Consider the following 13,291-nt stretch of genomic DNA (forward strand, 5'->3'; position numbering starts at 1 on the left):
AATCGAAGCGATGATCAACAAGGTGACCGCGACGCCGGAGGCGCTCAAGCTTCTCGCCGAAATCGTCGCAGACCACGGCCCGGTGCTGTTTCACCAGTCCGGCGGCTGTTGCGATGGCTCGTCACCGATGTGCTACCCGACAGGCGATTTCATCATTGGCGATAACGACGTCAAGCTCGGCGAGATTGGCGGCGCGCCGTTCTATATCGGCGGCCCGCAGTACGAGGTTTGGAGGCACACCGACCTGATCATCGACGTGGTGCCGGGCCGCGGCGGCATGTTCTCGCTCGACAACGGCCGCGAGCAGCGTTTTCTCACCCGCTCGACCATTTGTATCCCAGCCGAAAAATGAACCTTTGCGGCTTGCCAAATGGCGCGCCGCTCAAAGCAAATACCCGTCTCGACGTCGAACTTCAGCTTGGTCGGCGTCAATTGGCGAATTCTGCTTTCAGAGTGTCCGCTCGCCCTGGATCGACGTCGGAGCGTCGGGTTGCCCGGTAGCGGCCAGGCGACAGGCCGTGATGTCGATTGAACAGCTTCGAAAACGCCGCAGTGGTCTCGTAGCCGACAGAGGTCGCAATCCGTGCAATCCCCTCGTCGCTTGTTTCGAGCAGGAACGCGGCCTCCGACATACGGCGCGCGATCAGATAGCGGTACATGGACTGGCCGACGAGCCTGGTAAAGCGAGCCGAAAACGCCGAGCGACCGAGCCCCACGCGTTGTCCGAGGTCGTCAAGGGTCCAGGCCAGATGCGGCCGTTCGTGGATCAGCTGAAGCGCCGGTCCGATGTGCGGGTCCGCCATCGCCCCGAGCCACCCGCCTTCTCCGGGACCGAGAGACTTGACCCAGCTTCGCAATACCTCGACGAAGAGCACTTCTGTCAGTCGCGAAAGCGCGACGCCCTGGCCAGGACGCGGACGCGCCGACTCGCTCACCATGCGTCGCAGAATCGCCTCAAGCCACTCGCCGTCTTCCGTCGGCTTCAGGAGAAGCACGGGCGGAAGCAATTCCAGCACGCTACCGCGCGAGGGCCACGCCATCGTGAACTTGCCACAGATCATCGTCGCATACGGCGGCGCGCTGCCGCCGTGACGAACGACGCCAAGATGCGCCGACGACCGATCGAGGTCGATGACCGAAAAGGATGGCGTCCGGCTATCCGAATAAAGCTTATGAGGCTCGCCGCGTGAGAGGACGACAAAGTCGCCTGCGTTCATGCGGATTTCTTGTCCCTGTTCGAGTGCGAGGGTCGCGGAGCCACGACTGATATAATGGAACAGGGCGTACGGGCGTTGTGGCAACGCCAGATTCCAGGGATGGCCGAGCTCGAAGTGGAAGAGCAGAGTCCCACCGAGGCGAACGCGGTCGAGTACTTCGGCGAGGATGTCCATGGCGGTGATGCTAATCCCGCGGACGATCCGACGCAATACTTGGACGATTGGGCTCTACCGTCCGAAACATCTTCCTATTAGGTCCTGCGACGTGCGCTGACGCATCGTGCGGTCACCCATCTCCCAAAGCGGCAGATGGACGAACCGTGGTTTGCTGAAGCGCCTGCCCACCGCGACCTCGCGTCGTCCGTCATCCAGCAGGAGCTATTATGCGAAATCTTCTTTTATCGACTGCCGCCGCCCTCATGGCCGGAGCGGCATTTGCCGCCACCGCCCAGTCGGCTGAACTGCCCAAGGGGGCAGCTCACAACATTGTCCTCGTCCATGGCGCTTTTGTCGACCAGACGAGCTGGAAGCCCGTCGCCGACATCCTCACCAAGAAGGGCTACAATGTCACGCTCGTCGAGAATCCCCTCACCTCCCTTGCCGCTGACGTCGATGCTACCAAACAAGCGCTGGCGAAGCAGAGCGGCAAGACCGTTCTCGTCGGCCACTCCTGGGGCGGCGTGGTCATCACGCAGGCCGGTAACGATCCCAAGGTCTCGGCGCTGGTCTACGTCTCTGCTTTCGCGCCTGACGTCGGCCAATCTCTGGCGACCCTCGCCAAGAGCGGTCCGGCAACGGAAGGCACCGCGGCGATTCATCCTGACGACAAAGGCAATCTCTATATCGATCCCAAGGTGTTTCCTTCCGCGGTCGCGGCTGACCTGCCTCCGCAGATCGCCGAATCCCTGGCAAACCATCAGCTTCCGTTGAACCACACGGCGTTCGAGGCGCCGGTCGATACGGCCGCCTGGCGCGACAAACCGACGTTCTACGTGATCAGCACCAGGGACAAGGTAATCGCGCCCGAGGCCCAGAAGTTCTTCGCCACCCAGATGAAGGCGCAGACGACGGATGTTGCCGGCAGCCATGCTTCGCTCGTCGTTCACGCGGAGGAGGTCGCCGCGGTGATCGAAAAGGCCGCGCTCGTGAAGTGACAGGAGCGCTCCCGGCACGTTCGCGCCGGGAGCGCCCACACCATTCCCTCACTGCAATATTTCATGCCCAGCATCCGGAGGATGACATGACTGCACGCGACATCGCGAGCCAGGACACCACGCTTGAGACGGCACCCACCCGTTACGTGGAAGGCCGCGGAATCCGCTTCGCCTATCGCCGCCTCGGCCCATCAGCCGGAACGCCGCTGGTTCTGCTGCAGCACTTCTCGGGCAACATCGACGCGTGGGATCCCGCCGTGGTCAACGCGCTCACCGCCGATCGCCCGGTGATCGCCTTCGACAATGCCGGGGTCGGCCGCTCGACCGGTCAAACGCCGGACAATGTTGCGGCGATGGCCCGAGACGCGGTCGACTTCATCCACTTGCTCGGCCTCTCCGAAGTCGACCTGCTGGGTTTTTCCCTGGGCGGCTGCGTCGCCCAGCAGATCGCTGCCGAGCACGGACGGCTGGTGCGCAAGCTCATCCTTGTCGGCACCGCGCCGAAAGGCGGAGAGGAGCACCTGTTGGCGGTTCTGCGGGAGGCGTTTTCCCAAACCGATGCGCCGGACCCCCGCCTGCCGCTGTTCTTCACGAGGTCATCCGCCAGCCAGTCGTCCGGCCTGGCATTCCTGAAGCGGGCGAAGGTGCGCAAGGACGATCGCGACACCGACAACGGCAGCGCGGTCACCGATCCGCAGGCCAAGGCGCTGATCACCTGGTGCGCCACGCCTGATCCCGGGCACGCCATGCTGCACGCCATCGGCCAGCCCACGCTGGTGGTCAGCGGCAGCCACGACACCATGCTGCCAGCAAGCAACGCCTACGCCATGTTCGAGGAGCTCAGCAACGCCCAGTTGGTGCTCTATCCCGATTCAGGACACGGCGCGCTGTTTCAGCACCACGAGACGTTCGTCAGCCACGTCCAGACCTTTCTGGAAGCGTGACCGGCGGCTGCATGATCCTCGGCGCATTCCGATGCGATCGGATGCGCCTTACCCATGAGAGTTGTTGCGGAGGACAAAATGACAACAGAGAAGATCGAGGTCGAACGTTTCAGCCTCACCAGTTCAAAACCATTCGACGCTGTCGTCGCCGCACTCAAGTCGGCGGTCGGTCAGCCTGACATGGTCGAATTTTTCAAGGCGACGCGGGCGGCAACGTCCTTCCCGGATCTGGAGCGCGTCGTGCAAGGCGCGCTAGGCCGCACGGGCCTTATGCTGTTCGCGGAATTCGATCTGGGTGCCGTTCTGCGTCGCGAAACCGGCTCCCGGACGCCTAACAGCATGCGGCTTGTGGTGGGCAATCCTCTCATCATGAAAGAAATGGTCAAGCACGTCTCCGATGCTGGATCCTACGCACCAGTCACGATCCTCATCGATGAACGGGCCGATGGCGTGCATCTCTCTTATGACCTGATGGAAAGCTATCTGCTGTCATATGGCAGCGCAGAAGCACTTGCTGTCGCCCGCAATCTCGATGCGAAAATCACAAGCTTGCTGCGCGAATCTGCAAGCTAAAACGTGCCGATGACGTTTCGACCGGTGGCAGCGAGCGCTTCAAGCGGCCATCGCGCCACGCGCGAAGGCAACGGCGCGAAACGAGCCGGACGAATGGCACCAGAACCGGAAGGGAATTCCGACATGTACAAGACGCTTCTTGCTGCCCTCACCGCGGCGGCGCTTTCCACCTTGGCGCCCGCGGCCAGCGCAGAGCCGCTGGATGCCAAGACTTTCGACACGATCAAATCGCAATTCTCCAGGCTCATAGAATTGGCCAATAGGCACGATTTCAAGGCGCTGCACGAGATGTTCTGGCAATCGCCCTCTGCCCTGCTGGTGGCCAAGAGCGCGATTGCGTCCGAGGGCAACTGGGCCGGCTTCTGGGGCAATGAGGCGATTGATCAGAAGCTTCACGACATCGGCAGCTCCGGTCCGGTCGTGCTCGCGCCGGATTATGCGAAGCTCAAGGTCGTCGGCCTGACGGACGACGTCGCGGAGTCCTATGTGCCGATGAACATCACAGTCTCCTATGCGGGACAGGATGGAACGGCCCGGCCGTTTCTGATGATCATCAACTGGCTTCGCGTCGGGAAGGACTGGAAGGTCGCTTCGGAAATTATTCTGCCGGTACCGCCGGCACCCGCTGCGAAGGGTTAAGCGCCAAGCCTCAGTTCTCATACGGCACTGACGGCTTCGTGACGCGCCTGCGGGTCGCGACTGACCTACACTTTCAAAGAGGCCTGAGAAAGTCAGCTTATCAAACAGGAGAGAGACCATGGCGATGAACAGACGGGTGTTTTCGGCGGCGTTGGTGACGAGCGCAGCAGCTTCGCTGTTTCCCCGGTTGGGAATTGCTGCAAGCTTTCCCACCGTCAAGGCCCGCAACGTCGTGCTCGTGCACGGACTGTTCGCGGACGGCTCGTGCTGGTCGGAGGTGATCGGGCGGCTGCAGGCAGCCGGTCTCAACGTTACTTCCGTGCAAAACCCGCTGACGACGCTGCCTGAGGCAGTCGCGTCTGCCGCACGGGTGCTGGCGCGGCAGGATGGCCCGACAGTTCTGGTTGGCCATTCTTTTTCCGGCATGATCGTCACGGAAGCGGGCGTTCATCCGAACGTCGCGGCACTTGTCTATGTGGCGGCACGCGCGCCGGATGCGGGCGAGGACTATACGGCGCTTGCGAAAACCTACCCGACACCGCCGGCTTCGGCCGGGATCGTGTTCGACGGCGATGAAGGGCGCCTCACCGAGGAAGCCTTCCTGCGCGATTTCGCGGGCGATCTGCCGAAGGCAAAGGCAAAGCTGCTCTATGCAGTCCAGCAGCCGTTTCATAAATCGCTTCTCGAGGGCAAGACGACGAATGCGGCGTGGCGGTCGAAGCCGAGCTACTACGCCGTTTCCACCAATGATCGCACGATTAACCCCGACCTCGAGCGCTTCATGGCCAAGCGCATGGGCGCCAGGACGATAGAGGTCAAAGCGAGCCACCTTTCGCTGATCTCGCATCCCGAGGAGATCACGCGGCTGATTCTGGAGGCAGCAGGACAAAAGCGGTGAAGCAGAACGCAGTTTGGATGGATCGGTGCGCGCGAAGAAGCGACGCGCCGACGCGTCCGCGATCGTGCCCCGGTTGAATCAAAATGGAGGGGGAAATGAGATCAGCAAAGGGGCAAATCGTCGTCGCGACAGGAGTGTCTCTCCTCATCTGCTCGGCACTAATGTTTGGCGTACCGGCACGCGCTCAAAGTCCGCAACCGCCGAAAGCGGCCGATGCATCCGCCTACCTGCCAAGCGTGAGCGATCTTATGATCGCGACAATTCAACCGCGCCATATCAGAATATGGCTTGCTGCCAAGCGTCAGAACTGGGAGTTCGCGAGCTATGAGCTCGGTAACCTGAAAGGCGCGTTCCGCCGGCTGAGCGTTGCCCACCCGATGCAGGGCAACGTACCACTACAAGACATGATTGCTTCTGTAACAGCGGATCCGATTGCCGATCTGGAAAAGGCGATCAAGGCGAAAGACCTGACCTCATTTGCCAAAGCCTATGACAGCCTTACGGAAGGATGCAATTCGTGCCATGCAGCTTTGAACCATCAAGAGGTGGTGATCAAAGTTCCGGAAGGCTTTCCAGCCTCAACTGTGGACGATCTGGACCTCTCGCCCCAGAAGCGCTGACTGTGATCTGACGAGCCTCCACCACCTGGCTAAGCGCCAGGCCATCAGATCGTGCATAGATCTGAACTGCGAGAAAATGAGGAGCTTGCGGCCTACTGCGCCCAGCTCCCTCAAACATCTCCATCAGCCGCTCGAGTTTGGCTGAGCCGGACTCCACCGCACCCGACACGCCTTCTAGGGGGACGCGGTTCGTAACGGGTCGGCCTACCGGTTTCGTTCTGCCTCCGTCAGGAGGCGCCGAGCAGGCGGTCATAGACCAAGCGCAGGATTCGCCGTTTGTGCTGAAGGCCGGGAAATGGTGCCCAGGGGCGGGATCGAACCACCGACACTGCGATTTTCAGTCGCATGCTCTACCAACTGAGCTACCTGGGCGCCGCCCGGATCGTGGCCGGGAGCGCCGGTTTATAGTCAGGCCGGGCAGCCATGTCCACCCGTCCAAGACATTTCGTTGAACAGAACCGAAGTTGTTCGATTCAAACGCGTTTCCGCCGTTTCCGGATGCCCTGCCCGGCCCGTCCCGGGCCAGGCAGGATGTCAGTCGGCGTCTTCGTCATCCGTGGGCTTGCCGGGAATCGCGTAGGAATTCGACAGCCAGCGGTTGAGATCGACGTCGCGGCAGCGCTCCGAACAGAACGGCTTGGAGGTCTCCACCGACGGCTTGCCGCAGATTGGGCACGGCTTGGCGGGTTTTACCCCTGGTTCGGGGGACTTAGCCGGCATTGAGCCACCCGAAGCGAATCGGGAAACCTTCGCCGCCCAGCAGTGAAACGGTCTCGTACAGCGGCAGACCGACAATATTGGTGTAGGAGCCGACCATCTTGACCACGAACGAGCCGGCAATGCCCTGCACGGCGTAGCCGCCGGCCTTGCCGCGCCACTCGCCGGAGCCGATGTAGGTCTCGATATCTTCCTCGGACAGCCGCTTGAAACGCACCCGGGTCTCGATCAGGCGCTGGCGGAAGCTCTCCTTCGGGGTCACCAGGCAGACCGCCGTATAGACCCGGTGGTTGCGGCCGGACAGCAGCCGCAGGCACTGGGAGGCCTCGTCGACCAGCTCCGCCTTGGGCAGGATGCGGCGGCCCACCGCGACCACGGTATCCGCGGCCAGGATGAAGGAGCCGCGCAGTTCGTCGTCCAGCTGCACGGATTTCAGGGCGGCGTCGGCCTTGGCCCGCGCCAGGCGGTTGGCGCAGGCGCGTGGCAGCTCGCCCCGCGTCGGCGTCTCGTCGACATCGGCAGGGCGCAGGGCGTCGGGCTCGATGCCGGCCTGGTTGAGCAGGCTGACGCGGCGCGGCGAACCGGAGGCGAGAACAAGTTTGGGGCGGCCGAGCATGCGGGCCTATCGATTGGAGGGGTTGAAATTCGCGCGGAACCTATCGGAAGGGCATCACTTCGACAACCGCGGAAGCGCCTGCGGAACCGCGATTACCCGCTCGCCGCGCCACCTTTGGCAAAGCGCTTGCGGATCCGCAGCAGCAGGCTGTCGCAGACCTCGCGATAGGCCTCCAGGCGCTGCTCGCGGTTGCCCTCGACGCCGGTCGGGTCCTGGGTCGGCCAGTATTCCACATCGACGGCGTTGGTCCGGGTCAGTTCCAGCGCCTTGTGATGCGCTTCCGGCGACAGGGTGATGATCAGATCGAAGTTCAGGCCTTCCCAGTCGTCGAGTTCCTCGAAGGTGGTCGGCTTGTGCTTGGAGATGTCCTGGCCGAGTTCCGCCATGACCGCCACGGCGAACGGATCGACTTCGCCCTTCTTGACGCCGGCGGAGCGCACATACAGGGCCTGGGGAAACATCTGCTGCAGCAGGCTGGCCGCCATCACCGAGCGAATGCTGTTCTGGCCGCATGCGAACAGCACGGCCTGCGGAGCGCGCACCGCCATCCGCGCTAGGCTTTCTTGCGAAGGAGCATGGCCTTGCCAGAAAACCGGCTGCCACTTTTCCGGGCCATGCTCACCCCTTCCAGTGCAGCACGGAGATCAGCGTGAACAGCCGCCGCGCCGTCTCGAAATCGATCCGCACCTTGCCCTTCAGCCGTTCCATCAGCGTGTGCGATCCTTCGTCATGGATGCCGCGGCGCCCCATGTCGATGGCCTCGATCTTGTCCGGCGTGGCGGTGCGAATCGCCTGGTAGTAGCTGTCGCAGATCATGAAATAGTCCTTCACGATCCGCCGGAACGGGGTCAGCGACAGCAGGTGCGCCACCACCGGGGTGCCGTCCTCGCCGCGAATGTCGAACATCAGGCGATTGCCGGTGATGCCGATGTGCAGCGTATAGGGTCCGGCTGCCGCCCCTTCCGGCGCGAACAGGTTTTTTTCCACCAGATCGTAGATGGCGATGGCGCGTTCGTGCTCGATATCGGGCCCGGAACGCCCGATCGACTCCTCATCGAGCGTCACCGCCACGATGCGATTGTCCGTATCATCCACTGGTAGCGTTTTGTTCATCCGAGGTTGAGGCGCAATCCAACAGAGCGTGCATGGGCATCGAGGCCTTCGGCCTTGCCCAGCGTCATCGCAGCCGGTCCCAGCGCCCGCAGCTCGTCCGGCCCGCATTTCAGGATCGACGTTCGCTTCATGAAGTCAAGCACGCCGAGCCCGGACGAGAACCGCGCCGAGCGCGCCGTGGGCAGCACATGGTTGGAGCCGCCGACATAATCGCCGATCGCCTCCGGCGTATGCGGCCCCAGAAAGATCGCGCCGGCATTGCGAATCCGGGCGGAGATCGCCTCCGGGTCCACGGTCATGATCTCGAGATGCTCGGCGGCGATGGCATTGGCCAAGGTGACGGCTTCGTCGAGGTTCTGCACCAGGATGATGGCGCCGAAGTCCTGCCAGGATGCCCGCGCGATATCGGCACGCGGCAGGGTGGCGAGCTGCCCCTGCAGGGCCTGCTCGACCTCGTCCGCCAGCGCCGGGCTGTCCGTCACCAGAATCGACTGCGCATTGACGTCGTGTTCGGCCTGCGCCAGCAAGTCGGCGGCGATCCAGCCGGCATTGCCGGTGTGGTCGGCGATCACAAGCACTTCCGAGGGGCCGGCGATCATGTCGATGCCGACCTTGCCGAACACCTGGCGCTTGGCGGCCGCCACATAGGCATTGCCGGGGCCGACGATCTTGGCGACCGGCGCGATGGTTTCGGTGCCATAGGCCAGTGCGGCCACGGCCTGGGCGCCGCCGACACGGTAGATTTCCGAAACGCCGCCGAGCTTGGCCGCAGCCAGCACCAGCGGGTTGAGCTTGCCGTCCGGCGACGGTACCACCATCACCACGCGCTCCACGCCGGCGACCCGCGCCGGCACCGCGTTCATCAACACGGAGGACGGATAGGCCGCGGTGCCGCCGGGCACATAGAGACCGACCGCCTCGATGGCGCTCCAGCGCCAGCCCAGCTCGACCCCCAGCGCATCGGTAAAGCGGTCGTCCTTGGGCAACTGTCGCCGGTGAAACAGCTCGATGCGGTCGCGGGCAAATGTCAGCGCTGCCAGGGTTTCGGCGTCGCAGGCCGCCACGGCGGCGTCGACTTCGGCGGCCGTGATGCGGAGGCCCGAGGCGTCGATGTCGAGCCGGTCGAACTTGCGGGTCGCCTCCAGCAACGCCGCGTCACCGCGCGCCGCGACGTCATCGACGATGGCCCTGGTCGCGGTCTCGATATCCGCCGAAACCTCCCGCTTCATGGCGAGGAAGGCCTTGAATTGCTGACTGAAATCGGCGCTGGCGGTGTGCAACTTGATCGGCATGAGCGGAGTTCCGGCGGGGCCTTGCCTGCCAAGGCCCCCTGCTCAATGGCGCGGCGGTGCGGGGGCGTCAACCCCGGTTAGTCACACGCCGGTCTCGTGCCCCGGACGCGGTGCACTGCGCCGCCTTGGCGGCGTGGTGCGCCGCAGAGCCGGGGCCGTCCCAAACGCCGGTGCTCGCGGTGGTCCCGGCCCTGCGGAGCGGCATGTCGGCGATGCAAGTGCATCGCCTGAGAATGCCGCACCGCGTCCGGGACAAGAACTGGCTATGCGTTCAAATCCGTCGCCGCATCTTCGCTGGCGCCGAGGTCTTCGGGGCCGAGATCGGCCAGTTCGCATTCGAGACATTCGACGTCCAGCCGCAGCGCGCCGCCGTTTGCGAACATCAGCACGGCACTACCGCCGGGGGCTCGCTGGCATGAAACTCGATACCGAGCAGCTCCAGCGCCGTCTCCGGCGCCTCCAGATCGATGTTGCGCGATTTGCAGGCCAGCACCCGGTCGAACCGCAGCGCGGCCACCAGCCGCGGCGGCGCAACCTCGCCGCCGATCGCCTGGTCCCAGTCGAGGCGGTTCATGCCGACCACCAGCCGTTTCTCGCTTTGCCGCCAGATGATATCGGCAACGCGGACGGCGGCGTCCTGAACATGCGCGGAAATCACCGCCAGATCATCGGGATCGAGAGCAATCAGCTTGCGTTGACCTGTCACGGCAGCCCCTTGCCATTTCGGTGAGCCAAACCTCAGCCGCTGATGCGCTCGATGGTGGCGCCGCAGGCGGACAGTTTTTCCTCGAGCCGCTCAAAGCCGCGATCGAGATGATAGATGCGATTGACCATCGTCTCGCCTTCGGCCGCAAGCCCGGCGATCACCAGCGACACCGAAGCGCGGAGGTCGGTGGCCATTACCGGCGCGCCGCGCAGCTTGGCGATGCCGTCGATGGTGGCCGTCTCGCCATCGAGATGAATCCGCGCGCCGAACCGGGCCAGCTCCTGCACATGCATGAAGCGGTTCTCGAAAATCGTCTCGGTGATGTGCGAAGAACCCTTGGCGCAGGACATCAGAGCCATCGGCTGGGCCTGCAAATCGGTCGGAAAACCCGGGAACGGTGCGGTGGACACATTGACGGGGCTGAGCCCGGCGCCGTTGCGCGACACGCGGATACCGTCGTTGTTGACCGTAATGGTGGCGCCGGCCTGGGTCAGCACGTCGAGCGCCGACTGCAGCAGCTCCGGCCGCGCGCCGGACAGTTGCACGTCGCCGCCGGTCATCGCGACCGCCATGGCGTAGGTGCCGGTCTCGATGCGGTCCGGCAGCACGGTGTGGCGGGCGCCATGAAGCTTGGCGACGCCTTCGATGACGATGCGCGGCGTGCCGGCGCCGGTGACCCGGGCGCCCATCTTGTTCAGGCAATCGGCGACATCGACGATCTCGGGCTCGCAGGCGGCATTGTTGATGATGGTGGTGCCCTTTGCCAGTGTCGCGGCCATCAGCGCCACATGGGTTCCGGAGACGGTGACCTTGGGGAAATCGATCTCGGCACCCTTAAGGCCGCCGGGCGCCTTGGCGATCACATAGCCGCCGTCGATGGTCAGCTCGGCACCGAGCTTCTCCAGCGCCATGATCAGCAGGTCGACGGGACGGGTGCCGATGGCGCAGCCGCCGGGCAGCGACACCTTGGCTTCTTGCATCCGCGCCAACAGCGGCGCGATCACCCAGAAGCTGGCCCGCATCTTCGACACCAGCTCATAGGGTGCGGTGGTGTCGATGATGTTCTTCGCCGAAATGTGCAGGGTCTGGCCCTGATATTCATGGTCGCCCGGGCGCTTGCCGGCCGACATGATATCGACGCCGTGATTGCCGAGGATCCGCTGCGGCTGTGCGACGTCGGCGAGCCGCGGTACATTGTCGAGGATCAGCGTTTCCTCGGACAGCAGGCCCGCAATCATCAACGGCAGAGCGGCGTTTTTCGCGCCGGAGATCGGGATAGTGCCATTGAGCTTGCTGCCGCCGACGATGCGAATGCGATCCATACCGATTCCCGCTGATTGCTGTGCACAAAGTATAGGGCGGACAACGCCCCTTTAGCAAATGACCGGGGATACCTGCCTGTTCCGAAGGCATCCGCCGAAACACTGATGATGCAGACCGGCCGAAGCCGGCCCTGGAGGTCTTAAGCGTTGGTGCCCTGGGGCGCGGCAACAGTGGCTGACAGCCGGTTCAAAAGAAGCGAAAGGCCGACGCCGAAAGCGCCGCCGACCGCTTTGACCATGGCGTCGCGGAGCTCGCCGTGGCGGTCGGGGGTCAGGAACTGCAGCGTTTCGAGCCCCACGGCGGCGCCCAGCACGATGGCCAGCACAAGCCAGAACCGGCCCGGATAGGCCAGCCCGAACAGCAGCCCGGCCACAGCGAACGCTCCGAAGCGCTCCATGCTGACGCCGGCCAGATGCGGCCTGAGGCCGATCGGCGACAGGGTCGCGAACACGATGAAGGCCAGGCTGGCCCAGGCAATGGCCATGATGATTTTTCGCGACATGCAGCGTCATACCCTATTCGGAGCCGCGGCGGCCGCTTCTCACGCTGAACGGTTAATCCGCACGATCAACCCGCTGGAAATAAGGCAGATTCCCGCGCCGAGGGCCAATTAAGCCGCGACACAGGGCACAACACGGAGATTCCGGGCAAAATCGCCCTTCGGACCGGCGGCTTGCCAGCCAAGCGGGTCAGCTTGCCCGCAGCCGCTGCCAGCTCTCGAAGGTTTCGGGTTTCAGCTCGAAGCGGTCGTTCATGCGGGCGTACATGGTGCCGGCGACGCGTCCCACCGGCTGGAAGTTGTCATAGTCGGTCCGCAGCGTATCGGGATCGACGACGCCGTCGCGGACCTGCAATCCAAGCACCTCGCCGACCAGCAGATCGCGCTCGGCGCCGAAATTCATCATCGTCACCTTGCGGCATTCCAGCGCCACCGGCGCGTCAGCCAGATGCGGCACCGGCACGAAGACGCCGGCGGACAACGGAAGCTGCAGCGCCTCGGGTTCTCCGATGTCGGAGGGAAAGGCGATCGAGCAATCGACCATGGACCGTGCCAGCGCTTCGTCCACCATGTTGACGACGAACAGGCCATTGGCGCGGATGTTGCGCGTGGTGTCCTTGGGCGTAAGGTCCGACTTCACCTGCAGGCCCACCACCACCAGCGGCGGCGCTTCGGAGAACACGTTGAAGAACGAGAACGGCGCGGCATTGACCACGCCTTCGGCCGAGATGGTGGTGATCAGCGCGATCGGCCGCGGGACCACCAGGCCACACAGCAGCTTGTAGCGTTGCGGCGCGCTCAGCGTGGCAAAATCGAATCGCATCGTCATGGCAGCTCCGCAGCGGGTGATGGAAATTCATCTAGAACGGTGAGCCAAAACGCGTCAACGCGCTGCGGCAGCGTTGCGGCAAACTTCAGCCGTTTGTGTGATGGCCACCGCCGATCGGCAGAATCGAACACAACCATCTGAGCTTGCGGGA

The 13,291-nt window shown here is 63.7% G+C and carries 16 protein-coding genes, 1 tRNA gene and 1 pseudogene; 7 read left to right on the forward strand and 11 right to left on the reverse strand.

Annotated features, from left to right (window positions below; all coding sequences use genetic code 11):
* Nucleotides 1-10 precede the first annotated feature (10 nt).
* On the forward strand, nucleotides 11-352 hold the full coding sequence (locus ACUXVA_RS03130; protein ID WP_265081625.1) for a DUF779 domain-containing protein: 342 nt from the start codon (nucleotides 11-13) through the stop codon (nucleotides 350-352).
* Between the two features lie 76 nt (nucleotides 353-428).
* On the opposite strand, the gene ACUXVA_RS03135 is transcribed toward ACUXVA_RS03130, so the two are convergent.
* On the reverse strand, nucleotides 429-1,391 hold the full coding sequence (locus ACUXVA_RS03135) for an AraC family transcriptional regulator (protein ID WP_265081624.1): 963 nt from the start codon (nucleotides 1,389-1,391) through the stop codon (nucleotides 429-431).
* Between the two features lie 209 nt (nucleotides 1,392-1,600).
* Between ACUXVA_RS03135 and ACUXVA_RS03140 the strand changes: the two genes are divergently transcribed.
* From ACUXVA_RS03140 to ACUXVA_RS03165, 6 genes are all read left to right on the forward strand, one after another.
* Nucleotides 1,601-2,371, forward strand: coding sequence for an alpha/beta hydrolase (locus ACUXVA_RS03140; protein WP_445490789.1), 771 nt, complete (start codon nucleotides 1,601-1,603; stop codon nucleotides 2,369-2,371).
* Between the two features lie 86 nt (nucleotides 2,372-2,457).
* Nucleotides 2,458-3,315: an alpha/beta fold hydrolase gene (locus ACUXVA_RS03145; RefSeq protein WP_265081622.1), complete on the forward strand. Its 858-nt coding sequence runs from the start codon at nucleotides 2,458-2,460 to the stop codon at nucleotides 3,313-3,315.
* 78 nt (nucleotides 3,316-3,393) lie between these two features.
* Nucleotides 3,394-3,888, forward strand: coding sequence for a DUF302 domain-containing protein (locus ACUXVA_RS03150; RefSeq protein WP_445490791.1), 495 nt, complete (start codon nucleotides 3,394-3,396; stop codon nucleotides 3,886-3,888).
* A 123-nt stretch (nucleotides 3,889-4,011) separates the two neighbouring features.
* The gene (locus ACUXVA_RS03155; protein WP_265081620.1) at nucleotides 4,012-4,527 is read left to right on the forward strand and encodes a hypothetical protein; all 516 of its coding nucleotides are present in this window, start codon (nucleotides 4,012-4,014) and stop codon (nucleotides 4,525-4,527) included.
* Between the two features lie 118 nt (nucleotides 4,528-4,645).
* A complete protein-coding gene (locus ACUXVA_RS03160; RefSeq protein WP_265081619.1) occupies nucleotides 4,646-5,425 on the forward strand; it encodes an alpha/beta fold hydrolase in 780 nt (259 codons plus the stop codon).
* Nucleotides 5,426-5,520: 95 nt separating this feature from the next.
* Nucleotides 5,521-6,045, forward strand: a complete 525-nt coding sequence (locus tag ACUXVA_RS03165; protein WP_265081618.1) for a cytochrome family protein — start codon at nucleotides 5,521-5,523, stop codon at nucleotides 6,043-6,045.
* Between the two features lie 296 nt (nucleotides 6,046-6,341).
* On the opposite strand, the gene ACUXVA_RS03170 is transcribed toward ACUXVA_RS03165, so the two are convergent.
* From ACUXVA_RS03170 to ACUXVA_RS03215, 10 genes and pseudogenes are all read right to left on the reverse strand, one after another.
* Nucleotides 6,342-6,417: transfer RNA gene (locus ACUXVA_RS03170), tRNA-Phe, on the reverse strand.
* 162 nt (nucleotides 6,418-6,579) lie between these two features.
* Nucleotides 6,580-6,765 carry a DNA gyrase inhibitor YacG gene (yacG, locus tag ACUXVA_RS03175; protein WP_265081617.1) on the reverse strand — a complete coding sequence of 62 codons (186 nt, stop codon included), beginning with the start codon at nucleotides 6,763-6,765 and terminating at the stop codon, nucleotides 6,580-6,582.
* Nucleotides 6,755-7,378, reverse strand: a complete 624-nt coding sequence (locus tag ACUXVA_RS03180; RefSeq protein WP_265081616.1) for a Maf-like protein — start codon at nucleotides 7,376-7,378, stop codon at nucleotides 6,755-6,757. The genes yacG and ACUXVA_RS03180 overlap by 11 nt, the downstream gene beginning before the upstream one ends.
* A gap of 92 nt (nucleotides 7,379-7,470) precedes the next feature.
* Entirely contained in the window at nucleotides 7,471-7,926 is a 456-nt protein-coding gene (locus ACUXVA_RS03185; protein ID WP_265081615.1) for an arsenate-mycothiol transferase ArsC, read from the reverse strand.
* A 70-nt stretch (nucleotides 7,927-7,996) separates the two neighbouring features.
* Nucleotides 7,997-8,491, reverse strand: coding sequence for a UPF0262 family protein (locus ACUXVA_RS03190; RefSeq protein ID WP_445490795.1), 495 nt, complete (start codon nucleotides 8,489-8,491; stop codon nucleotides 7,997-7,999).
* Entirely contained in the window at nucleotides 8,488-9,783 is a 1,296-nt protein-coding gene (gene hisD / locus ACUXVA_RS03195; RefSeq protein ID WP_445490797.1) for a histidinol dehydrogenase, read from the reverse strand. The genes ACUXVA_RS03190 and hisD overlap by 4 nt, the downstream gene beginning before the upstream one ends.
* Before the next feature lie 263 nt (nucleotides 9,784-10,046).
* A pseudogene (locus tag ACUXVA_RS03200) lies at nucleotides 10,047-10,489 on the reverse strand (DUF2948 family protein).
* Nucleotides 10,490-10,521: 32 nt separating this feature from the next.
* Nucleotides 10,522-11,811 carry a UDP-N-acetylglucosamine 1-carboxyvinyltransferase gene (gene murA / locus ACUXVA_RS03205; protein WP_445490799.1) on the reverse strand — a complete coding sequence of 430 codons (1,290 nt, stop codon included), beginning with the start codon at nucleotides 11,809-11,811 and terminating at the stop codon, nucleotides 10,522-10,524.
* Nucleotides 11,812-11,951: 140 nt separating this feature from the next.
* Nucleotides 11,952-12,314, reverse strand: coding sequence for a VanZ family protein (locus ACUXVA_RS03210; protein ID WP_265081613.1), 363 nt, complete (start codon nucleotides 12,312-12,314; stop codon nucleotides 11,952-11,954).
* Between the two features lie 187 nt (nucleotides 12,315-12,501).
* The gene (locus ACUXVA_RS03215; RefSeq protein WP_265081612.1) at nucleotides 12,502-13,140 is read right to left on the reverse strand and encodes a flavin reductase family protein; all 639 of its coding nucleotides are present in this window, start codon (nucleotides 13,138-13,140) and stop codon (nucleotides 12,502-12,504) included.
* Nucleotides 13,141-13,291 lie beyond the last annotated feature (151 nt).

The organism is Rhodopseudomonas sp. RCAM05734 (assembly GCF_052658035.1).

Bases quoted from the DNA above. Each gene is read 5' to 3' on its own strand.
- ACUXVA_RS03185 (WP_265081615.1), bottom strand. From the start codon at position 7,926: ATGGCGGTGCGCGCTCCGCAGGCCGTGCTGTTCGCATGCGGCCAGAAC.
- ACUXVA_RS03160 (WP_265081619.1), top strand. From the start codon at position 4,646: ATGGCGATGAACAGACGGGTGTTTTCGGCGGCGTTGGTGACGAGCGCA.
- hisD (WP_445490797.1), bottom strand. From the start codon at position 9,783: ATGCCGATCAAGTTGCACACCGCCAGCGCCGATTTCAGTCAGCAATTC.
- murA (WP_445490799.1), bottom strand. From the start codon at position 11,811: ATGGATCGCATTCGCATCGTCGGCGGCAGCAAGCTCAATGGCACTATC.
- ACUXVA_RS03210 (WP_265081613.1), bottom strand. From the start codon at position 12,314: ATGTCGCGAAAAATCATCATGGCCATTGCCTGGGCCAGCCTGGCCTTC.
- ACUXVA_RS03135 (WP_265081624.1), bottom strand. From the start codon at position 1,391: ATGGACATCCTCGCCGAAGTACTCGACCGCGTTCGCCTCGGTGGGACT.
- ACUXVA_RS03140 (WP_445490789.1), top strand. From the start codon at position 1,601: ATGCGAAATCTTCTTTTATCGACTGCCGCCGCCCTCATGGCCGGAGCG.
- ACUXVA_RS03180 (WP_265081616.1), bottom strand. From the start codon at position 7,378: ATGCTCGGCCGCCCCAAACTTGTTCTCGCCTCCGGTTCGCCGCGCCGC.
- ACUXVA_RS03165 (WP_265081618.1), top strand. From the start codon at position 5,521: ATGAGATCAGCAAAGGGGCAAATCGTCGTCGCGACAGGAGTGTCTCTC.
- ACUXVA_RS03130 (WP_265081625.1), top strand. From the start codon at position 11: ATGATCAACAAGGTGACCGCGACGCCGGAGGCGCTCAAGCTTCTCGCC.
- yacG (WP_265081617.1), bottom strand. From the start codon at position 6,765: ATGCCGGCTAAGTCCCCCGAACCAGGGGTAAAACCCGCCAAGCCGTGC.
- ACUXVA_RS03190 (WP_445490795.1), bottom strand. From the start codon at position 8,491: ATGAACAAAACGCTACCAGTGGATGATACGGACAATCGCATCGTGGCG.
- ACUXVA_RS03145 (WP_265081622.1), top strand. From the start codon at position 2,458: ATGACTGCACGCGACATCGCGAGCCAGGACACCACGCTTGAGACGGCA.
- ACUXVA_RS03215 (WP_265081612.1), bottom strand. From the start codon at position 13,140: ATGACGATGCGATTCGATTTTGCCACGCTGAGCGCGCCGCAACGCTAC.
- ACUXVA_RS03155 (WP_265081620.1), top strand. From the start codon at position 4,012: ATGTACAAGACGCTTCTTGCTGCCCTCACCGCGGCGGCGCTTTCCACC.
- ACUXVA_RS03150 (WP_445490791.1), top strand. From the start codon at position 3,394: ATGACAACAGAGAAGATCGAGGTCGAACGTTTCAGCCTCACCAGTTCA.